Here is a 19,061-nt window from a genome sequence, read left to right as displayed (position 1 = left end):
ATCGCCGGCCGGGCCGCGAGCGGCGGCGGCTCGGGAGCGGCGGCCGGGATATCCTCGTCGGCGCCTGCAAACAGCGGCACCCCACGGCTGCGCAGGACAAGCACCAGCGCGGCTCCGGCGATGATGCCTCCGATGTGGCAGGCCCAGGAAATCTGGTCCTCGCCACCAGCGGCGAACATGACGATCTGGAACAGCACCCACAGGATGAGCGGAATGAAGGCCGGAATGCGAAGGGGTATGCGGGCAAAGGCCAGTACCCAGACCTTCACCCTGGGATAAAGGATCAGATAGGCGACGACCACGCCGGCGATGGCGCCGGACGCGCCGATCAGCGGCACTTGGGAGTCCCATGCGACCAGCCCCTGGAAGGCGGCGCCGGCGACGGCGCACAGGAGATAGAAGATCAGGTAGCGGATATGGCCGAGCGCGTCCTCGACATTGTCGCCGAACACCCACAGGAACAGCATGTTGCCGCCGAGGTGGAAGATGTCGGCGTGCAGGAAGGAGTAGGTGAGGTAGCTCAGGCTTTCCGGGATGACGATGAAGCGCGGGTCGAGTTCCGCCGTGTTGTGGACGACGGACGGGATGAAGCCGAGGCCGAGCACGGCGGCATTGGTGAAGTTCTCGCCGCCGAGTGCGGTGGCGCAATAAACCAGCGCGTTGGCCACGATCAGGCCGATCGTCACATATTGCAGCCGGATATGGCGAAGCCTGTTGGTGTCGTAAAGCGGGATGAACATGCGTGTCTGGTTCCCTTCCGCTTTTCGATCCGTTCAGCGGTTCTTGCCGGGAACCCATAGCACGTCGGCATTTCCGTTGTCATTGACCGCGCGGGCGGCGACAAACAGGAAATCCGAGACGCGATTGATGTATTTCAGCCCGTCGCCATTGACGTGTTCCGCCGGATCCTGGGCGAGCGCCACCATCAGCCGCTCGGCCCGCCGCGCCACCGTGCGGGCGAGATGCAGGGCCGCCGCCGCCGGCGTGCCGCCGTTCAGCACGAAGGATTTGAGCGGCTGGAGATCCTTGTTGAGGAGGTCGATGTCCTTCTCGACACGGTCGGTCTGCGCGGCGGTGATCCGCAAGGGCTCATAGCCGAGCGGCTTGCCGTCGTCGGGCACCGCCAGGTCGGCGCCGAGGTCGAAGAAGTCGTTCTGGATGCGCGAAAGCATGGCATCGATCGCCGGGTGGGTCCCCGCCGTGTGCACGCGCGCCATGCCGATGCAGGCATTGGCTTCGTCGACCGTGCCGTAGGCATCCACCCGCAGATCGGATTTCAGCCGCCTTTCGCCGGTGCCGAGGCCCGTTGTGCCGTCATCGCCGGTGCGGGTGTAGATCTTGTTGAGCTTGACCACATCGCCTCCCGAACGACGTCATTTGCGGGTGAAATACACCGCCAGCAGGATCAGCAACAGCGCCACGGCCTGCAGCATGACGCGCGCCTGCATCAGCTTGTTCGATGTGACGCCGGAACCGCCGCGCATCATATTGATGAGGCCGCGGACCAGTACGATTGCCACGGCGACCATGACCAGAATGGCGAGGATGTTGAAGACGGTTGCCATGTTGCGTTCCAGTTGTTTCGGGTTAGGCGCGTTTGGCCATCAGGCGGTAGAGCATCGATGCCGGCAGCAAGCGCTTGAGCGCCGCGCCGATCCTGGCCGGCACTGTTACCACATAGTGCGGGCGCGGGCGCCGCGACAGAAGTGCATGGCGTAGAACCTTGTAGACCACTTCCGGCCCGGGCTTCAGCGCCGACTGGCTGCCGCCGGCGCGCAGCCGCTCCAACTGCGCCGCGTAGTCCACGCGATGCACGGAATTCTCGAGGTCGATGTTTTTCAGGAACCAGGGCAGGCCGTTGCTGGCGATCTTCGATTTCACCGGCCCCGGTTCGATCAGCGAAACATGGACGCCGCTGCCTTCCAGTTCCTGGTGCTGGCAGAGCATCAGGGCCTCGAGCGCATGCTTCGATGCCGAATAGGCGCCGCGAAAGCGCACCGGCACCAGGCCAAGGATCGACGAGCAATGGACGATGCGGCCATGGCCCTGGCCGCGCATCACCGGCACCAGACGGCGGGTCAAGTCATGCCAGCCGAAAAAATTGACCTCGAACTGCTGCTTGAGCGCCGCCACCGACAAGTCCTCGACGGCGCCGGCCTGCGCGTAGGCGCCGTTGTTGAACAGTGCGTCCAGCCTTCCGCCGGTGCGTTCGAGCACTGAAGTCACCAGGACGGCGATCGAACCCGGATCGCTGTAGTCGAGATGGAAGGCCTCGATGCCGTCGGTTTCGAGAGCGGCGATGTCTTCGGGTTTTCGCGCCGTCGCGAACACCCGCCAGCCCTCGGCCTTCAATGCGCGTGCGCAAAAGGCGCCTATGCCGGAGGACGCACCGGTGACGATGATGGTGCGCAACTCTGTTGCGGGCGAATTCGTGGTTTGACGAAGGGTTGCCATTTGTCGCATTCACTTCCCATATTCGCGGCGTCGAGACAATCGAAGGGAGCGCGCGTTCTTGCTGCGGAATATTGTCGCCCTGCGCCGCGTGCTCTACGACGCGATCGGCCATTTCAACACGGATGACGGCTGGGCGATGGCCAGCCATCTGGCGATCACCTCGCTGATGGCGCTGTTTCCGTTCCTGATCTTCGCCACCACGCTGGGCAGCTTCCTCGGCGCCCAGGCCTTTGCCGACACGGCCGTGCATCTGGTCTTCGACACCTGGCCGGATCAGATCGCCAAGCCGATCGCGCATGAGGTGCTGAACGTGCTGACCGTCAGGCGCACCGACCTGTTGACCTACGGCGTGCTGCTGGCGGCCTATTTCGCCTCGAACGGCATCGAGGCGCTGCGCACGTCGCTCAACCGGGCTTACCGCGTCACGGAGACGCGCGGCATCATCTATCGCCGGGTGCAGAGCATCTTCTTCGTGCTGATCGCCACCGCCGGGTTCCTGGCGATCAGCGTGCTCCTGGTGTTCGCACCGCTGCTGGCGCGGCTGGCGGAAGCCCATTTCGAGTGGATCAAGCCCTATACCGGCACGATCACGCTGTGGCGCTACGTCATCGCCTCAGCCGTCATCATCGGCGGCTTGTTTGCCGTCCACTACTGGCTGCCGGCCGGCCAGCGCCGTTTCGTCTCGCTGGTGCCCGGCATCATCTTCACACTTGCGGCATGGCTGATCGGCTCGACGATCTTTGCCACCTATCTGGATCATTTCTCGTCCTATGTGACGACCTATGCTGGTCTCGCCTCGATCATGATCGCGGTGGTTTTCCTCTACATCGTCTCGGCGATCTTCATCCTCGGCGGCGAGCTCAATGCCGCGATCAGCCGCTATCTGGAGGCACGTGCGCGGGTGGGATGACGGGTCGAATTGGAAGAACTGGAGAATTGAGGAACTGAAGAATTGGAGAAGAAGTAGACAGCGCCAGATATGGCCGATTTTTTCCTCAATTCCTCAATTCCTCAATTCCTCAATTCCTCAATTCCTCAATTCCTCAATTCCTCAATTCCTCAATTCCTCAATTCCTCAATTCCTCAATTCCTCGATTCCACAGTTCTTCCCTTGGCCTGCCGAGCCGTTGCCAGGCCGACGCCGAAGGTCGTGATCGCCATGCCGACGATCTGCAGGGCGTTGAGCTGCTCGTCGAAGAGTGCCCAGGCGATGATCGCCGTCACCGCCGGCACCAGGTAGAACAGCGAGGCGACTTTCGACATCTCTCCGTCGCGGATCATCACCATCAGCAGGAAAATGGCGCCGAGCGACAGCACCAGCACCAGCCAGGCCATGGCGAAGATCAGTTCGCCATTGATGATGACGGTATGGGTTTCGAAAGCGAGCGCGGCCAGGATCATCAGGCAAGCACCGCCGACATATTGCCACATGGTGGCTACGACAAGGTCGCCGCCGGAAGCGAAGCGCTTCTGCCAGATGGTGCCGGCGCTCATGCCGAGCACTGAGACCAGCGAGGCGATCAATGTCGCCGCCGTCACTCCGCCGCCGAGCGCGCCGAGCTTGGGCCACAGCACGATGACGATGCCGATCAGGCCGATGCCAAGGCCAAGCCAGTGGCGCGGCAGGATGGCCTCGCCGAGGAACTTGCCGGCAAGCACGGCCGTGATCAATGGCTGCAGGCCGACGATCAGGGCCGAAAACCCGGCCGGCATGCCCCTGTGGATGGCCCAGAAGACGGCGCCGAGATAGACGCCATGCATCAGCACGCCGGCGCCGGTGGCGTGCAGTGCCTGCTTGCGGGTGGCTCGTTTCGAGCCCAGTACGAGCGTCAGGACGGCCAGCAGGATCGCGGCTATCACGAACCGCGCGGCAAGGAAGGTGAACGGTTCCGCCCATGGCATGGCGTAGCGGGCGCCGATGAAGCCGGTCGCCCACAAAACGACGAAGGTGGCGGGGATGAACCGCTTGATGCTGTGCATTTTTCCGGAGACCGCCACGCTGGTGAGAATTGACCGTGGCGCTGCTCTAGTCCCGTTCAAGCCGGCGCGCAAAACGAAACGATTGATCCATGCATCACGGGAATTCAACGGGCGGTGCGATTTTCCGGACCAGCCAAGAGTTCAAAGCCCCACCATTCGCCTGACATCATCAGGCGATGCGCCGGCATCGCGCAGCTTGGCAAGTCCAGTGTCGCCGAGGCTCTTCGACAGTTTTCGCCCATCCGGTCCGAATATGAGCCGGTGGTGGAAATAGGTGGGCTGCGGTAGCCCCAGAAGCTCCTGGAGCAGGCGCTGCACGCTTGTTGCGGAAAACAGGTCCTGGCCGCGCACGACATGGCTGACGCCTTGCAGGGCATCGTCCATGACGACGGCAAGATGATAGCTGGTCGGGATGTCGCGGCGCGCCACGATCACATCGCCCCAGTCCTGCGGGCGGGCGGCGATCGCGCGCGTCGCCGACAGCGCCTCGTCGGTGAATTCGGTCCATGCGAGAACCCTGCCGACACGCGCCAGGGCGGCGCCGACATCGAGCCGCCAGGCGAAGGGCGCATTTTCGGCGATCCGCCGCTTGCGTTCCCTGACCGGCAGCGCCTTGTCAGCCGGGGGGTAGAGCGGCACGCCGTCAGGGTCGCGCGGCCAGTCGCGCCCGCGCCTTTCGCTGTCGGTGATGAAGGCGCGAATCTCGCCACGGCTCATGAAGGCCGGATAGACGAGTTCCTCGCTTATCAGCCGATCGAGCACCGTCCCGTACTCGGCAAAATGCTCGGACTGGCGGCGCACCGGCTCCTCCCAGTCGAGACCCAGCCATTCCAGATCGGCCAGCACGCCCGCCTCGAATTGCGGCGTGCAGCGCGTCGTGTCGATGTCTTCGATGCGCAGCAGCAGGCGACCGTCATTCGCCTTTGCCAGCTTCTGGTTGAGCAGCGCCGAATAGGCATGACCAAGGTGCAGTTCGCCGTTGGGGCTGGGCGCGAAGCGGAATGTCAGGAGCGTCATGTCTCGAGCGGCAATCGGGTTGTGCGGCGGTTTTGGCAGTTGCTAGCTTGCGGCACATTCGCGGACAAGGATACCATGCAACGCATCGCCACACTCGACGACATCGCCCGCGGGCTCGATGCGCTTTGCGCGATCGACCCGCGTCTGGACAAGGTGCGCGGCATGGCCGGCGAGGTGCCGCTCAGGCTTTCCGAGCCTGGCTTCCGGAGCCTGGCCTCGATCATCGTTTCGCAGCAGGTGTCGCGCGCCAGTGCAGAGGCGATCTTCGGGCGGCTGACCAGGCTTGTCGACCCGCTGACGCCGCAGGCGATTATGGCCGCCGGCGAGGACATGTTCCGCGAAGCCGGCCTGTCACGGCCCAAGCAGCGCGGCCTGATCGCGGTTGCCCAGGCCGTGGCCAACGGCCTCGACCTTCATCACCTCTGTTCGCTCGACGCTGTCGAAGCCATCACGGCGATGACGGCGGTGCCGGGCATTGGTCCCTGGACGGCGGAAGTCTATCTGTTGTTTGCCGCGGGGCACCCCGATATCTTTCCCGCGCGTGATGTCGCGCTGCAAACGGCGGTCGGTCATGCGCTAGGCATCGACCCGCGCCCACCCGAGAAAGCACTGATCGCATTGGCCGAATCATGGAGCCCCTGGCGAGGTGTCGCATCGCGGCTTTTCTGGTCCTATTATCGCGAAATCAGGGGCCGGGACGCCGCGCCGCCGGCCTGAATCTGCAAAAAAGCATAAAAATCATGCGTTTTTGACGCTTCGGCGACGCGACAATCCGCTTCACATCCCTGTCATGTCAGGCTTACAGTATCCCCGCCGTTCGGGTCTAGAACCAAGGAGGTAAACACGTGACGGTTGCCGTATCTCCGGATGGGCTTCCAGCACTGGTGCTGAATGCGGATTACCGTCCGCTCAGCTATTACCCCTTGTCGCTCTGGTCCTGGCAGGACGCCATCAAGGCGGTGTTCCTCGACCGGGTGAACATCGTCGCCGAATACGAGCACGCGGTGTCGTCGCCGACCTTCTCGATGAAGCTGCCGAGCGTGGTCAGCCTGAAGGCCTATGTGAAGCCGTCCAGGCATCCGGCCTTCACCCGCTTCAACGTCTTCCTGCGCGACCGCTTCCAATGCCAATATTGCGGCACGCCCGACGACCTGACCTTCGACCACGTCATCCCGCGCCATCGCGGCGGGGCGACGACATGGGAGAATGTGGTCGCCGCCTGTTCGCCCTGCAATCTGAGGAAGGGCGGCATGATGCCGGCGCATGCCAAGATGTGGCCGCTGCAGAAGCCCTACCAGCCGACGGTGCACGATCTGCACAACAACGGCCGCCTTTTCCCGCCCAACCATCTGCATGAAAGCTGGATGGATTATCTATACTGGGACGTCGAACTCGAACCCTGAGATCGTTCGAGATCGGGAGGCTGGCCGCTCACCTATCAGCGGCTTCGCGTTTAAGGACCGGCGTGCTCGGACGTCGAAAGCCGAGCCATGCAATTCAGCCTGCTGAATCTTCTCTCTAACTCTGCGTCGCGCCACTCACGCGAATAGGCTCAGTCGCGGGAAAGTGCGCCGCGGAAGGCGACGGCTGCTAGGACAAGGCTGGCGATGGCATTCCAGCCGGCCAGCGACAGGCCGAGGATGCGTAGTGCGGCCTTGTCGCAGGAGGGCGGCACGAATTTGTCGAGCGCGTCGAGCACGCCCTTGCCACCGGTGTCGACCGGCCCGGCGCCCGCCGTGCAATCGGTCGGGCCCGCCCACCACTGCCATTCGACGCCGGAGTGGTAGACGCCGAGATAGAGGCCGTAGAGCATCAGCAGGCCGCCGATGCCCAGCAGGCCGCGTGTCAGCCATGCAGGTGCGCGCAGCATCGATGCAATCACCGCCAGCACCATCAACGGCACGCCGATATAGTAGGGGGTGCGCTGCTCCAGGCAGAGATGGCAGGGGATGTAGCCGCCGATATACTGGAAGCAGAGCGCCGAGCCGACGGTGGCGGCCATGGCGACGGCGAGAAACAGGGCGGTTCGCGTCCGCTGGCGTCCGGCGTCGGCATTCATGATGGCTGTCATTGGGTTTTTCGTCCGCTGAATTCGTCGGGCTATTTCGTTGTCCGTGTCGTTGTCCCAAAGCCGCTACACAGTTTTGGGCGACATGGATCAGAACGCGTATTTGACCAATATATAGAGCAAAATCAGGGCAGCCGCGCCGGCGCCGACGATCAATCCCAGGCGCTTCTCGATGAATTCCCTGATCGGCTCGCCATAGCGGCGCAGCAGCCAGGCGAGCAGCAGGAAACGAGCGCCTCGCGCCAAGATGGCCGAGACGATGAAGACCACAAGATTGATGTGAAGCGCCCCGGCGAGAATAGTGACCACCTTGATCGGCGGCAGGTGCGCAACGCCGGACGTGACGAGCAGCACCAGCATCAGCCCGGTGCCGGACGACTGCCACTTCTCGAACGTGGCAATGCCGCCGAAGTGCTCCAGGATCGGCCGTGCTATCGTGTCGTAGGCATAGTAGCCGATCAGCCAGCCGGCAATGCCGCCCAGCACGGACGCGGCAGTGGCGGTCAGCGCGTAGCGATAGGCGCGTTCTGGCCGCGCCAACGCCATGGGCAGGAACAGTACGTCCGCCGGGATGAAGAACACAGAACTTTCGACGAAAGCGATGAAGGCCAGCCACCATTCGGCGGATTTGCGGGCCGCCAGGGACAAGGTCCAGTCGTACAGTCCACGAAGCATAGGCACTCCTAATGCATGTCGCCCGCAAGCTATGTATCGGTTTCGGGACAGAACAAGGACCCAAAGCGCAGGGCATCCATCCGTGTTCAGATGGGCATCGCTTTGACACGCCGCCTGTCTAGAAAGATTTTCCGCGCTGCACAATGGCAGCACAGCCACGAAATCGAAAGGCGCAGTTTGGTCGCATCCGGGCGATCCCGAGATTTGGCCAGTTGACGAACAGGCCTCCGACCGTATAGTCCGCGCCCATCCAGGCCGTCCGGCCTGAGCCCCTATGGCGGAATTGGTAGACGCGCTCGACTCAAAATCGAGTTCCGCAAGGAGTGCTGGTTCGATCCCGGCTAGGGGCACCACCCTTCGCTCTTCGAGCTTCGGGTGGCAAGCCATTCCAAGCTTTGTAAACGGCGTGTCCTCCGTAGCCTTGGTGAAGGAGGAAGCCTTGGCGAAGGAGGATCACCGCCGCCGCAGCAGACTCTTCATGCGGTTGCGCAGCAGGCGGGCCATGTTGCGGGTCTCGCGGTAGAGATGCAGCTGTGAGGCGGCCTGGCGCGCCAGGCGGTCGGCGTCGGGCGTCAGTCCGATCACCAGCGTGCCGATCGGCTTGCGCTCGGTCCACAGCCTGCTCATCACCGGATGGTCGGGCACGGCGCAGGAATCGGTCATCATGATGTTGGGATCATCGAGGTGCTGCTTCGTCACTTCGATCATCAACAGCGTGCCCGGCGAATAGGCGGCCAACGTCTCGTCATAGGCCGTCTTCCAGGTGTAGGCGACGCCGGCTTCGACGAAGACGATCAGGCAGGCGATGGTGCGGCCGTCGAGCGTCAGCGAATGGATGCGGCACATGTCCTGCTCGGCGAGCCGATGCACGGCCTCGCGCGCGAAGGCGGCGCGGAAGCGGTCGATCGCCATGGCGGTGCGCTCGCGGCCCTTCCAGCCGGACGCTTCCAGCGTCAGGAAGCTTTCGATGGCGTGGCGGATCTCTTCGGGGCCGCGCGCCACCACATGCTCCAGCCCGCCGAGGTCGCCGAGGCGCCGCTTCAGGCGGCGGAACTCGCGGTAATGGTGTGAGCGCAGCGAGGCCTTCAGATAGTCGTCGCCGTCGAGTTCGCTCTCCAGCGCGGGGCGCTGGGTCTGGCCGGTAGTGACCAGCGTCAGGCCACGTGTCTCGGCCACGGTGCCGAGCAGGCTCGCCACCGGACCGTCGAGCCTGATGTCGGGCAGGACGAAGACTTTCGGCAGTTTCAGGTGCGGGCGCGACAGCATCGCGAAGAAATCCTCGACGACGCCGACCGGATCGTCGCGGTCGATCAGCGGCGTGCCGAGCGGACCGAACGGGCTCGACCATGTGCGCATCACAGGCACGCCGAGCGGCACCACCGGGCGTTCCACCGAGAACGGCACCAGGAGGCGCAGCCGGTTGCGGTATTCGTCGCCGTCGCGGATCACCGCCAGCCGCACCTCGCGATCCTCAAGCCGGGGCATGGCCGGGGCCAGGAAGCGCGGGTTGAAGAAAACGTTCGGCTCGATCGTGCGGGCGCAGAGATAATCCAGCTCCTCGACCAGGTCGAAGCCGGCCGATGCCGGATAGATGGCGAGCTTGCGCTCTGGCCGGTTGTTGGCGAGGATTTCGATATGAGCAGGATCGGCGTCGCGCGCCAGCCCGGCAAGGCCGGACACCATGGCGCCGGCCGTACCGCCGCTGGTTTCCTCGAGCAAGGGGACTGCGGCCATCACGCGGCTCCTTTGACTGGCACGAAGATCGCCATGACGATGCCGAGCTTGCGCCAGACCGTGAAAGACAGCGCGCCGGCCTCGAAGATCATGGCGAAGGCGGTGGCCATCGCCGCGCCCCACAAGCCGAAGAGCGGGATGAGCACGACGTTGAGGCCGATGTTGAAAGCCAATGTCATGGCATACACGGCGGCGCAGATGTTCTGGTTGCCGCTCATGGTGAGCAGGCTCTCGCAAGGCCCGACGGCGGCGCGCGCCACCACGCCGAAGACGAGCAGGAACAAGAGCGGATAGCCCGATGTGAATTCGGGGCCGAACAGCACCAGCATCGGTTCGCCAAGCGCCAGCACCAACAGCGCCATCAAAAGCGACGGCCAGAAGGTCCACGACACCGTCTCGCGGGCGAAGGCGGCAAGCTTTTCCGGCTCGCCATGGGTGAACTGCGCGTAGCGCTGGGCGACGCCGGCCTTGACCGCGAAATAGACGAAATGCACCAGCGCCAGCGTCTTGACCGTGGCGAAATAGACGGCGACGTCATTGGGATCCATATAGGCGCCGACCATCAGCACGTCGGCGTTGGTGAGCAGGAAGAAGAAGCTTTCGACCAGGAAGATCGGCAGCGAGACGACGAACCATTGCGCGAAATGCACCTTCATCGGCCCGGCGGGGATATTCCGTTCCATGCGCTGGGTGACGCCGATGAGTTGCGCGAGCGTGGTGACGTAGGTGGCGGCGATGGAGGCGAAGATCGCTGTCTTGGCGTCGGGCGCGTAGCCGGCGAAAAGCATCAGCGCCATGAACAGCAGGATCAGCACGGGGCGTATCAGGTAGGTCGGCGACAAGGCGAACAGCGCCCATGAATTGGCCCGCGCCAGCCCTTGCAGCAGGTCCGACAGCGCGATCATCGGCAGGCAGATGACGCCCAGGACGAACGGTATCACGTAGTAGTTCTCGATCCATGGTGCGGCCAACCAGACGCCAAGCGCGCCGAGCCCGGCGATGATCGTCGAGGCGATCAGCACGAACAGGCGGCTGGCCACGACGATGCCGCGCAGTTCATCCATCAGGCCGCGCTCGCGGTATTCGGGGATGAAGCGGATGACCGAGGTGTGGAAGCCGAGGCAGGCGAGATTGCCGACGATGACCATCGTCACCCAGACGAGGACGAAGATGCCGTATTCGAACGAGCCCATCCAGCGCGCCATCAGCACCTGGCTGACGAAGGCGATGACGGCGCTGACGATGCGGATGGAGAAGGCGATGACCGACATGCGGCCGGCTTCGCCGCGCTCGTCGGCGGTGAACAGCACGGTGTCGATGCGGTCGAGCAACGGCCCCATGCGCAGCGCCAAGCGCTGCGGCAAGAACCGCCCGGCAGTCGTGGCCGCGGAAAAGCGCACCCCGAATTTTCTCCGTTTTCCGCCTCTTTTTCAGGGTTGGGTGTAGCGGAGACACATTAAGAAAACGTGGGCGGGGGCTCCCTTCGCCCCGTTCAACGGGGGTGAGGCGTGGTCCGCGCAGCGGACGAAAAGCCAATTGCTTGGCTTTTCGAACAACGAACGCCCGAGCGGTAGAAGGGCTTGCCGGCAGGCGGATGAGGGGCAGCGCAGGGTTTGGGAGATTTGCGCTGATGCGGGCAGGGCCAGGGAAATTATCCCGGACGAAATGGTTTCGCGGGGACTGCGTCTGACAATCGCTGACGCCAACGTCGCCCCTCATCCGCCCTTCGGGCACCTTCTCCCCGTGGAACGGGGAGAAGGAAGAGCGCGGTCCTTACGCGAACGCGCCGTGGCAGTGCTTGTATTTCTTGCCGGAGCCGCAGGGGCAGGCTTCGTTGCGGCCGACCTTGCCCCAGGTGGCCTGGTTGTTTGGATCACGATCCTCGGGAGCGACGATGGCGTTTTGCTCCTGGCGCACCAGGAGGGCGGTCTCGCCGTCGCCGAAATCATTCTCGCCGGTGGTGCCGTCGATATGGCTGCCGAACATGTCGGGGGCTTCCGGAGGCGGGGCTTCGGCGGCCTGACGGACCAGCTCGACGCGCATCAGCTGCGCGGTGACGGCCTGGCGCAGATTGCCTAGCATCGCCTGGAACAGCTCGAAGGCCTCGCCCTTGTACTCCTGCAGCGGATCGCGCTGGGCGTAGCCGCGGAAGCCGACGACGGAGCGAAGGTGGTCGAGGTTGACGATGTGCTCGCGCCACAGATGGTCGAGCGTCTGCAGCACGACCGAACGCTCGACATAGGTCATCACCTCGGGGCCGAAGCGCTCGGCGCGTTCCTTGGCGGCGGCATCGGCGGCCTGCGTGATGCGCTCGCGGATATCGTCCTCGGCAATGCCCTCTTCCTTGGCCCAGTCCTCGATCGGCAGGTCGAGATTGAGGAATTCGGCGACTTCGGCCTTCAGGCCGGCGACATCCCATTGCTCGGCATAGGCGTTTTCGGGGATGGCCTTGGCGACGATCTCTTCGATGACGCCCTCGCGCATCTCGCCGATGGTTTCCGACAGGCCTTCGCCGTCCATCAGTTCGATGCGCTGCTCGAACACGACCTTGCGCTGGTCGTTGGAGACGTCGTCATATTTCAACAGGTTCTTGCGGATGTCGAAGTTGCGCGCCTCGACCTTCTTCTGCGCCTTTTCCAGCGCCTTGTTGATCCAGGGATGGATGATCGCCTCGTCTTCCTTGAGGCCGAGCTTCTGCAGCATGCCGTCCATCCGCTCGGAACCGAAGATGCGCATCAGGTCGTCCTGCAGCGAAAGGAAGAATTTCGAACGGCCGGGGTCGCCCTGGCGGCCTGAGCGGCCACGAAGCTGGTTGTCGATGCGGCGCGATTCATGGCGTTCGGTGGCCAGCACATAGAGGCCGCCGGCGGCCAGCGCCTTCTCCTTCAGCCGCTCGACATCGGCGTTGATCTCTTTTTCCCGCGCCTCGCGCTCGGGGCCTTCAGGCATGTCGCCCAGTTCCTCGGCGATGCGCATCTCGGCATTGCCGCCGAGCTTGATGTCGGTGCCGCGGCCGGCCATGTTGGTGGCGATGGTGATGGCGCCGGGCTTGCCGGCCTGGGCGACGATGGCCGCCTCGCGCTCATGGTGGCGGGCGTTCAGCACCTCGAAGTCCTTGAAGCCTTCCTTGCGCAGGCGCTCGGCCAGCTGCTCGGACTTCTCGATCGAGGTCGTGCCGACCAGCGTCGGCTGGCCCTTGGCGCTGGCCTCGCGGATCTCCTTGACGATCGCCTTGTACTTCTCCTCGACCGTCCGGTAGACCTCGTCGTCCTCGTCTATGCGGATGACCGGCAGGTTGGTCGGGATTTCGGTGACTTCGAGGCCGTAGATGTTGCCGAATTCCTCGGCCTCGGTCAGCGCCGTGCCGGTCATGCCGGAAAGCTTCTTGTAGAGGCGGAAGTAGTTCTGGAAAGTGACGGAGGCCAGCGTCTGGTTCTCCGGCTGGATCGCCACATGCTCCTTGGCTTCCAGCGCCTGGTGCAGGCCTTCCGAATAACGGCGGCCCGGCATCATGCGGCCGGTGAACTCGTCGATGATGACGATCTCGCCGTTGCGCACGATGTAGTCCTTGTCGCGCTGGAACAGGCGGTGCGCCTTCAGCGCGTTGTTGACGTGGTGGACGATGGCGACGTTCTCGACGTCGTAGAGCGACTCGCCCTTCAAAAGATCGGCGTCGCGCAGCAGGTTCTCCAGCTTCTCGGTGCCTTCCTCGGTGAAGATCGAGGTCTTCTGCTTCTCGTCGATCTCATAATCCTGCGGCTGCAGCTGGATGATGAAGGTGTCGATAGTATTGTACATTTCCGAACGGTCCTCGAGCGGACCGGAAATGATCAGCGGCGTGCGCGCCTCGTCGACCAGGATCGAATCGACTTCGTCGACGATCGCGTAATTGTGACCGCGCTGCACCATCTGGGCGCGCTCGTATTTCATGTTGTCGCGCAGATAGTCGAAGCCGAGTTCGTTGTTGGTGGCGTAGGTGACGTCGGACGCGTAGGCGACGCGGCGCTCCTCGTCCGACAGGCCGTGGACGATGACGCCGACGGAGAGGCCGAGGAATTTGTAGACCCGGCCCATCCATTCGGAGTCGCGGGTGGCGAGATAGTCGTTGACGGTGACGACATGGACGCCGTTGCCGGCGAGTGCGTTGAGGTAGACCGGCAGCGTCGCGACCAGCGTCTTGCCTTCGCCGGTGCGCATTTCGGCGATGCCGCCATTGTGCAGCACCATGCCGCCGATCAGCTGGACGTCGAAGGGGCGCATGCCGAGCACGCGGCGCGCCGCCTCGCGGGCGGTGGCGAAGGCCGGGACCAGAAGGTCGTCAAGGCTGGCGCCATTGGCGATATCCTGGCGGAACTTTGCCGTGCGGCCGGCAAGCTCGGCGTCGGAAAGAGCCCGCATCTCGTTTTCCATAGCGTTGATCGCCTCGACGCGGGGCCGGGTCGATTTGACCCGACGGTCGTTGGAGGAACCGAAAACCTTACGGGCGAGACCGCCGAGACTGACCATCCAATGGTCCTTTCGATAGAATTCTCAATCTTGAGACAGGCGCCGGCCGGCCCCATCAAATCCGCGTGAACGCACCGCTTTAATGCGGGCAAACACAAAAAGCGCCCGGAAAACGGTTCTGGACGCCAAGTCGTTGGACAGATAAGAGGGGGCTCAACTGATGTCAACGCCGCGCTGGCCCTGCCGGTCGCGCCAAATTCCGCCACAATCTGGCTGATCTGGAAGCCGTCCCTCCTTACAATCCTCCACCGGAGTCATCCTTATGTCCTTGTTGTTCCGCCGTGCGTCGCTTGCCAGCCTTGGTCTGGCTTTCGGGCTGTCGGCTCTTAGCCTGTCGCCGCTGATGGCGCAGGAGACCGCTCCTGCTCCCGCGCCGGCCGATGCGGCGGCTCCAGCACCCGCGGCGGCACCGGTCGACCCGAATGCCGTGGTCGCCACCGTCAACGGCCAGCCCTTGACCGAAGCCGACCTCACGCTTGCCGAAGGCGAGCTGTCGCAGCAGTTCGCGCAGCTGTCGCCCGAACAGCGCCGCGCCGCGGCACTTTCGGCGGCCATCGAGATCCGCGTCATGGCAGCCAAGGCCGTTACCGACGGTCTCGACAAGGATCCCGATTTCCAGCGCCGCATGGCCTTCCTGCAGCAGCGCGCACTGCATGGCGAGATGGTCGAGAAGGGCGTCGTTGCCAAGGTCACCGATGCCGAAGTCCGCGCCCGCTACGACCAGGAGATCGCCAGCACGCCGCCGGTCAACGAGGTGCATGCGCGTCACATCCTCGTGAAGACGAAGGAAGAGGCCGAGGCGATCATCAAGCAGCTCGACGGCGGCGGAGATTTCCAGAAACTCGCCAACGAGCACACCAGCGATCCCTCGGGCAAGACCAGTGGCGGCGACCTCGGCTGGTTCGGACCTGGCCAGATGGTGCCGGAATTCGACAAGGCTGCCTTCGCGCTCGAGGTCGGCAAATACACCGAGCAGCCGGTGCAGACGCAGTTCGGCTGGCATGTCATCAAGCTCGAGGACAAGCGCACCAAGCAGCCGCCGGCCTTCGACGACGTCAAGGACCAGGCCAAGCAGGCGGTCATCCGGGACAAGTATTTTGCCCTGGTCAAGTCACTGCGCGCCGGAGCCAAGGTCGAGATCCCCGATGCCAAGCTGAAGCAGGCCGTCGATACGATGGAAGCCGGCAAGTAAGCCTGAACGACGTTTTCAAAAAGGGCGCGGCAGCCAAGGGTTGCCGCGCCCTTTTTTGTTAGCCGCCGCTATCTGCCTGATGCCGCTATGCCTTGCAGGAGATAGTGGACCACCTTGCGTATCGTCGCCTCGGGCTCATCTAGCCGGTTGGTCAGGAGATGCCGCCAGGCGTAGGAAGCGACGAGGTCGGCGACCACGGCCGGATCGATATCGTTGGCGACCTCGCCCCTGGCCTTGGCGCGCTCGATGATCTGCCCGGTATGGGCGCGGCGTCCGCCGGCATAGCCGGCAAGGGCTGTCGCCGCGGTTTCGTCCGTCTGCGCCTCGGCGATCAGCGACCTGAACACGCTCCCCGACGATGTCTCGCGCCAATGGGCGAAGAGGTTCTCCAGGAAGCCGACGAGATCCTCCTCCAGTTGTCCGGTATCGGGCACCTCGACGCGTTTCTGGCGCTGGTAGACTTCGAGCAGCAATGCCGCCTTGCTCGGCCACCAGCGGTAGATGGTCGGCTTGCCGGCACGGGCGCGGCGCGCCACTGCTTCGATCGAGAAGCCTGCGTAGCCGGCCTCGACCAGCACGGCTTCGGCGGCTTCCAGAATGGCTTCGGCGCTGTCGGGATTGCGCCTGGCGCCAATCGATTTGCGTGCCGGATCCGCGTCCTCGGCCATTCCCGTCGTCCTCGCCAACAGTTTCGCCGGCAATCATAGGTGAGCGCGCGATGAAACGAAACGGGCCGTTTTCTTCGAATCAGGGGAAGCCGCAGCGCGGTCGTCCCGCCGTTCATTGCATCGCTTGCGAGGTTTCCGACTCGATGCGCCACCCGTCCTCGGCCTTGACCAGCCCGAGCGTGACGCGCGCCTTGCCGGTCAGCCGTGCCGCCGACTTGTCCTTCGGCACATAGTCGTAGCGCATGGCGAAAGCGGCATCGGCGCGATCCTCCCCATGCGGCGTGATCTCCAGGCTGCCGGATTCCAGGCCAAGCGACCACGAAGTCCATTGCGCAAACCAGTCGGCCTTCATCTTGAGGATGGCGGCGGCGTCGTAGCGTGCGCCGAAAATGGAGGCGGACGAACCGTAGAGCCGCTGGACGGTGTCGGCCATCGCCCTGGTGTCCGGCGCCAGATAATCCTGGCGCAGGAATCTTTCGATCGAGGCTTTGTCGTCGCCCACGGAGCGCTCGAGTGCAGCGACCTGCGGAGCCGGCGCGGGTGCCGCCGCCACTTTGGGCGACAGCACAGGCTCGCCGCCCGGCACGAACTCGAAGCGTTCGAGCAGCGAACCCTGTTCCCATGGCCGCTGGGCCTCGCGCGTTTGCGAGACCACGTCGCGGCGCACCGCGATCATCATGTCGTTGATGCTCTGGCCGGGCTCGGCGATGTGCCGCAGCAAGGCGGCGGCGAAAGGCGAGTTGCGCCCGGTGCCGTCCATGGCGACCGCACCCGGCGCGGTCGAGAAGGCGATGAAGGAGCCGCGCGTCGAATCGAATTGTGCCAGCCCCGCCAGAGCGGTCGCCGAGCGGGTTGTGGCGGTACGGCTCAAGCTGCGGGCAAACGGATTGTTGCGGCAGGCATCGAGAAACACCAGGCTGACCTTGGTCTGCTGTTCCATGATGTCGAGGACTTCGTCGATCGGCACGGCCTCAAGCTGGAGCTTCACCGGCATGTCGAGCCTGGCGTCGACCGGCACGACATAATTGCGCCCCTCGACCTGCAGACCATGGCCAGCATAGTAGAAAAGCCCGGCGCCCGCGCCCTGCAGGGCATCCGAGAACTCGCCGATCTTGCGTTCGAGCTCGCGCTTGCCGAGATCGTTGCCTTCGATGACCTCGAAGCCGATCGAGCGCAGCTTATCGGCGATGTCGAGCGCGTCGTTCACCGGATTGGCGAGCGTGCCGGCTTCGGCATAGGTGCCGTTGCCGATGACGAGCGCGACGCGCAGTTGCGGCTCGGCGTCGGCGCCCAGCAGCAAAAGTCCCAGAAACGCCCACGCGAGGATCGTAAGCCTGCCCATGGGAAGCGATGATAGCGCCACAGCCCCCGGCGATGCCAACAGATTTGAAACGCAAGCTTGATCCGCGGTGGTTTCACGCCCGGCAGGCGCGGCGAAAACGCCCTTGCGCACCGGCTTCGTATCGGGCAAACCGGCCTTCCCCTTGCGATTTTCCCGCCCGAGGTCCCCATGTCCACGACGATTTCGCCGCTCGCGCCGAAGAAATACCCCAAGATGCCTGTTGTCGAAGGGGTGCGCATCGCCACCGCCGAAGCGGGGATAAAGTACAAGAACCGCACCGACCTCCTGGCCATGGTCTTCGACGCGGGCACCACGGTCGCCGGCGTTTTCACGAAGTCGAAATGCCCCTCGGCGCCGGTCGATTTCTGCCGGCAGAACCTCGGCGCCGGCAAGGCCCGGGTGCTGGTCGTCAATTCCGGCAACGCCAATGCCTTCACCGGCAAGAAGGGCCGCGAGTCCACCGCGCTGACAGGCGAGGCGGCGGCCAAGGCGGCCGGCTGCACGGCGGGAGAGGTTTTTCTGGCGTCGACCGGTGTCATCGGCGAACCGCTCGACACCACGAAATTCAGCCATCTGCTGGCCGGCCTTGTCAGCGACGGCAAGCCGGATCTGTGGACCGAGGCGGCCAAGGCCATCATGACCACGGACACCTATCCGAAAGTGGCCACGCAGACCGTCAAGCTCGGTGACACCGATGTCATCATCAACGGCATTTCCAAGGGCGCCGGCATGATCGCGCCGGACATGGCGACGATGCTGTCCTTCGTCGCCACCGATGCGCCGATCGCGGCTCCGGTACTGCAGGATCTTTTGTCGCGCGGCACCGCCAAGACCTTCAACGCGGTCACCGTCGACAGCGACACCTCGACCAGCGACACGCTGCTGATCTTTGCCACCGGCAAGGCCGCCCAACGCGGCGCGCCTGAAATTACCGATCCCAGGGATGCCCGTCTCGGCGCGTTCCGCCGGGCGCTCGGCAAGGTGCTGAAGTCGCTGGCGCTGCAAGTGGTGCGTGACGGCGAGGGCGCCCGCAAGCAGGTCGAAGTCACCGTCACCGGCGCGAAATCGGCGCGCTCGGCCAAGCGCATCGCGCTGTCGATCGCCAATTCGCCGCTGGTCAAGACGGCGGTTGCCGGCGAGGACGCCAATTGGGGCCGCGTCGTCATGGCCGTCGGCAAGGCCGGCGAGCCAGCCGATCGCGACAGGCTGTCGATCTGGTTCGGCGACAACCGGCTGGCGCATGAGGGCGAACGCGATGCGGCCTATTCGGAAGAGAAGACTTCGGCCTACATGAAGCGCGACGACATCCGCATCCGCGCCGATATCGGCATCGGCCGCGGCAAGGCGACGGTGTGGACGTGCGATCTCACCAAGGAATATGTCGCCATCAACGGCGACTACAGGAGCTGATCGCCTTGGTTTCGC

18 protein-coding genes and 1 tRNA gene are annotated in these 19,061 nt (G+C 64.1%); 6 read left to right on the top strand and 13 right to left on the bottom strand.

Going from position 1 to position 19,061, the window contains the following annotated elements; translation table 11 throughout:
- The 4 genes from X741_RS140105 to X741_RS140120 form a co-directional block, all read right to left on the bottom strand.
- On the bottom strand, nucleotides 1–740 hold a 740-nt coding region (locus X741_RS140105; RefSeq protein ID WP_023780292.1), incomplete at its 3' end, for a rhomboid family intramembrane serine protease.
- A gap of 33 nt (nucleotides 741–773) precedes the next feature.
- Complete coding sequence (locus X741_RS140110) at nucleotides 774–1,355, bottom strand: cob(I)yrinic acid a,c-diamide adenosyltransferase (protein WP_023780291.1); 582 nt, start codon at nucleotides 1,353–1,355, stop codon at nucleotides 774–776.
- A gap of 18 nt (nucleotides 1,356–1,373) precedes the next feature.
- The gene (locus tag X741_RS140115; RefSeq protein ID WP_013892839.1) at nucleotides 1,374–1,565 is read right to left on the bottom strand and encodes a twin transmembrane helix small protein; all 192 of its coding nucleotides are present in this window, start codon (nucleotides 1,563–1,565) and stop codon (nucleotides 1,374–1,376) included.
- A gap of 22 nt (nucleotides 1,566–1,587) precedes the next feature.
- A complete protein-coding gene (locus tag X741_RS140120; protein WP_084018903.1) occupies nucleotides 1,588–2,454 on the bottom strand; it encodes an SDR family oxidoreductase in 867 nt (288 codons plus the stop codon).
- A 58-nt stretch (nucleotides 2,455–2,512) separates the two neighbouring features.
- On the opposite strand from X741_RS140120, the gene X741_RS140125 reads away from it, so the two are divergent.
- Nucleotides 2,513–3,364 carry a YihY/virulence factor BrkB family protein gene (locus X741_RS140125; RefSeq protein ID WP_031250575.1) on the top strand — a complete coding sequence of 284 codons (852 nt, stop codon included), beginning with the start codon at nucleotides 2,513–2,515 and terminating at the stop codon, nucleotides 3,362–3,364.
- A gap of 173 nt (nucleotides 3,365–3,537) precedes the next feature.
- Here X741_RS140125 and X741_RS140130 read toward each other — a convergent pair whose 3' ends face one another.
- The gene (locus X741_RS140130; protein WP_023780289.1) at nucleotides 3,538–4,434 is read right to left on the bottom strand and encodes a DMT family transporter; all 897 of its coding nucleotides are present in this window, start codon (nucleotides 4,432–4,434) and stop codon (nucleotides 3,538–3,540) included.
- Nucleotides 4,435–4,575: 141 nt separating this feature from the next.
- A complete protein-coding gene (gene gluQRS / locus X741_RS140135; RefSeq protein WP_023780288.1) occupies nucleotides 4,576–5,451 on the bottom strand; it encodes a tRNA glutamyl-Q(34) synthetase GluQRS in 876 nt (291 codons plus the stop codon).
- A gap of 75 nt (nucleotides 5,452–5,526) precedes the next feature.
- Between gluQRS and X741_RS140140 the strand changes: the two genes are divergently transcribed.
- Complete coding sequence (locus X741_RS140140; RefSeq protein WP_023780287.1) at nucleotides 5,527–6,168, top strand: DNA-3-methyladenine glycosylase; 642 nt, start codon at nucleotides 5,527–5,529, stop codon at nucleotides 6,166–6,168.
- A gap of 128 nt (nucleotides 6,169–6,296) precedes the next feature.
- Nucleotides 6,297–6,854 (top strand): HNH endonuclease, encoded by a 558-nt coding sequence (locus tag X741_RS140145; protein WP_010911702.1) that lies wholly within the window; start codon nucleotides 6,297–6,299, stop codon nucleotides 6,852–6,854.
- 149 nt (nucleotides 6,855–7,003) lie between these two features.
- Here the strand turns inward: X741_RS140145 and X741_RS140150 are convergent, their stop codons facing one another.
- Both X741_RS140150 and X741_RS140155 read right to left on the bottom strand, forming a co-directional pair.
- Entirely contained in the window at nucleotides 7,004–7,522 is a 519-nt protein-coding gene (locus tag X741_RS140150) for a disulfide bond formation protein B (RefSeq protein WP_023780286.1), read from the bottom strand.
- 87 nt (nucleotides 7,523–7,609) lie between these two features.
- Nucleotides 7,610–8,194 carry a YqaA family protein gene (locus tag X741_RS140155; protein ID WP_023763912.1) on the bottom strand — a complete coding sequence of 195 codons (585 nt, stop codon included), beginning with the start codon at nucleotides 8,192–8,194 and terminating at the stop codon, nucleotides 7,610–7,612.
- A 268-nt stretch (nucleotides 8,195–8,462) separates the two neighbouring features.
- On the opposite strand from X741_RS140155, the gene X741_RS140160 reads away from it, so the two are divergent.
- A tRNA-Leu gene (locus tag X741_RS140160) sits at nucleotides 8,463–8,547 on the top strand.
- A 100-nt stretch (nucleotides 8,548–8,647) separates the two neighbouring features.
- Here the strand turns inward: X741_RS140160 and X741_RS140165 are convergent.
- The 3 genes from X741_RS140165 to secA all read right to left on the bottom strand — a co-directional run bounded on the left by X741_RS140165 (nucleotide 8,648) and on the right by secA (nucleotide 14,434).
- The gene (locus tag X741_RS140165; protein ID WP_023780285.1) at nucleotides 8,648–9,928 is read right to left on the bottom strand and encodes a GNAT family N-acetyltransferase; all 1,281 of its coding nucleotides are present in this window, start codon (nucleotides 9,926–9,928) and stop codon (nucleotides 8,648–8,650) included.
- Nucleotides 9,928–11,328 (bottom strand): lipopolysaccharide biosynthesis protein, encoded by a 1,401-nt coding sequence (locus tag X741_RS140170; RefSeq protein WP_023780284.1) that lies wholly within the window; start codon nucleotides 11,326–11,328, stop codon nucleotides 9,928–9,930. The genes X741_RS140165 and X741_RS140170 overlap by 1 nt, the downstream gene beginning before the upstream one ends.
- Nucleotides 11,329–11,701: 373 nt before the next feature.
- Complete coding sequence (gene secA / locus X741_RS140175) at nucleotides 11,702–14,434, bottom strand: preprotein translocase subunit SecA (RefSeq protein WP_023780283.1); 2,733 nt, start codon at nucleotides 14,432–14,434, stop codon at nucleotides 11,702–11,704.
- A 262-nt stretch (nucleotides 14,435–14,696) separates the two neighbouring features.
- On the opposite strand from secA, the gene X741_RS140180 reads away from it, so the two are divergent.
- The gene (locus tag X741_RS140180) at nucleotides 14,697–15,626 is read left to right on the top strand and encodes a peptidylprolyl isomerase (protein ID WP_023763916.1); all 930 of its coding nucleotides are present in this window, start codon (nucleotides 14,697–14,699) and stop codon (nucleotides 15,624–15,626) included.
- A gap of 68 nt (nucleotides 15,627–15,694) precedes the next feature.
- Here the strand turns inward: X741_RS140180 and X741_RS140185 are convergent, their stop codons facing one another.
- Nucleotides 15,695–16,294 carry a TetR/AcrR family transcriptional regulator gene (locus X741_RS140185; protein WP_023780282.1) on the bottom strand — a complete coding sequence of 200 codons (600 nt, stop codon included), beginning with the start codon at nucleotides 16,292–16,294 and terminating at the stop codon, nucleotides 15,695–15,697.
- A 112-nt stretch (nucleotides 16,295–16,406) separates the two neighbouring features.
- The gene (locus X741_RS03830; RefSeq protein WP_023780281.1) at nucleotides 16,407–17,636 is read right to left on the bottom strand and encodes a caspase domain-containing protein; all 1,230 of its coding nucleotides are present in this window, start codon (nucleotides 17,634–17,636) and stop codon (nucleotides 16,407–16,409) included.
- A 168-nt stretch (nucleotides 17,637–17,804) separates the two neighbouring features.
- On the opposite strand from X741_RS03830, the gene argJ reads away from it, so the two are divergent.
- Nucleotides 17,805–19,046 (top strand): bifunctional glutamate N-acetyltransferase/amino-acid acetyltransferase ArgJ, encoded by a 1,242-nt coding sequence (gene argJ / locus X741_RS140190; RefSeq protein ID WP_023780280.1) that lies wholly within the window; start codon nucleotides 17,805–17,807, stop codon nucleotides 19,044–19,046.
- The last annotated feature ends 15 nt before the right edge of the window (nucleotides 19,047–19,061 follow it).

The organism is Mesorhizobium sp. LNHC221B00 (assembly GCF_000502935.1).
In the GTDB taxonomy this organism is placed as follows: Bacteria; Pseudomonadota; Alphaproteobacteria; order Rhizobiales; family Rhizobiaceae; genus Mesorhizobium; species Mesorhizobium opportunistum.
The sequence above is the reverse complement of the archived record's forward strand: the minus strand, read 5'-3'. Positions and strand labels throughout refer to the sequence as shown.

What these genes read in the sequence shown, in the direction of transcription:
- X741_RS140165 (WP_023780285.1), bottom strand. Translation starts at nt 9,928, where the DNA reads ATGGCCGCAGTCCCCTTGCTCGAGGAAACCAGCGGCGGTACGGCCGGC.
- X741_RS140150 (WP_023780286.1), bottom strand. Translation starts at nt 7,522, where the DNA reads ATGACAGCCATCATGAATGCCGACGCCGGACGCCAGCGGACGCGAACC.
- X741_RS140130 (WP_023780289.1), bottom strand. Translation starts at nt 4,434, where the DNA reads ATGCACAGCATCAAGCGGTTCATCCCCGCCACCTTCGTCGTTTTGTGG.
- argJ (WP_023780280.1), top strand. Translation starts at nt 17,805, where the DNA reads ATGTCCACGACGATTTCGCCGCTCGCGCCGAAGAAATACCCCAAGATG.
- X741_RS140180 (WP_023763916.1), top strand. Translation starts at nt 14,697, where the DNA reads ATGTCCTTGTTGTTCCGCCGTGCGTCGCTTGCCAGCCTTGGTCTGGCT.
- X741_RS140140 (WP_023780287.1), top strand. Translation starts at nt 5,527, where the DNA reads ATGCAACGCATCGCCACACTCGACGACATCGCCCGCGGGCTCGATGCG.
- X741_RS03830 (WP_023780281.1), bottom strand. Translation starts at nt 17,636, where the DNA reads ATGGGCAGGCTTACGATCCTCGCGTGGGCGTTTCTGGGACTTTTGCTG.
- X741_RS140115 (WP_013892839.1), bottom strand. Translation starts at nt 1,565, where the DNA reads ATGGCAACCGTCTTCAACATCCTCGCCATTCTGGTCATGGTCGCCGTG.
- secA (WP_023780283.1), bottom strand. Translation starts at nt 14,434, where the DNA reads ATGGTCAGTCTCGGCGGTCTCGCCCGTAAGGTTTTCGGTTCCTCCAAC.
- gluQRS (WP_023780288.1), bottom strand. Translation starts at nt 5,451, where the DNA reads ATGACGCTCCTGACATTCCGCTTCGCGCCCAGCCCCAACGGCGAACTG.
- X741_RS140120 (WP_084018903.1), bottom strand. Translation starts at nt 2,454, where the DNA reads ATGGCAACCCTTCGTCAAACCACGAATTCGCCCGCAACAGAGTTGCGC.
- X741_RS140185 (WP_023780282.1), bottom strand. Translation starts at nt 16,294, where the DNA reads ATGGCCGAGGACGCGGATCCGGCACGCAAATCGATTGGCGCCAGGCGC.
- X741_RS140155 (WP_023763912.1), bottom strand. Translation starts at nt 8,194, where the DNA reads ATGCTTCGTGGACTGTACGACTGGACCTTGTCCCTGGCGGCCCGCAAA.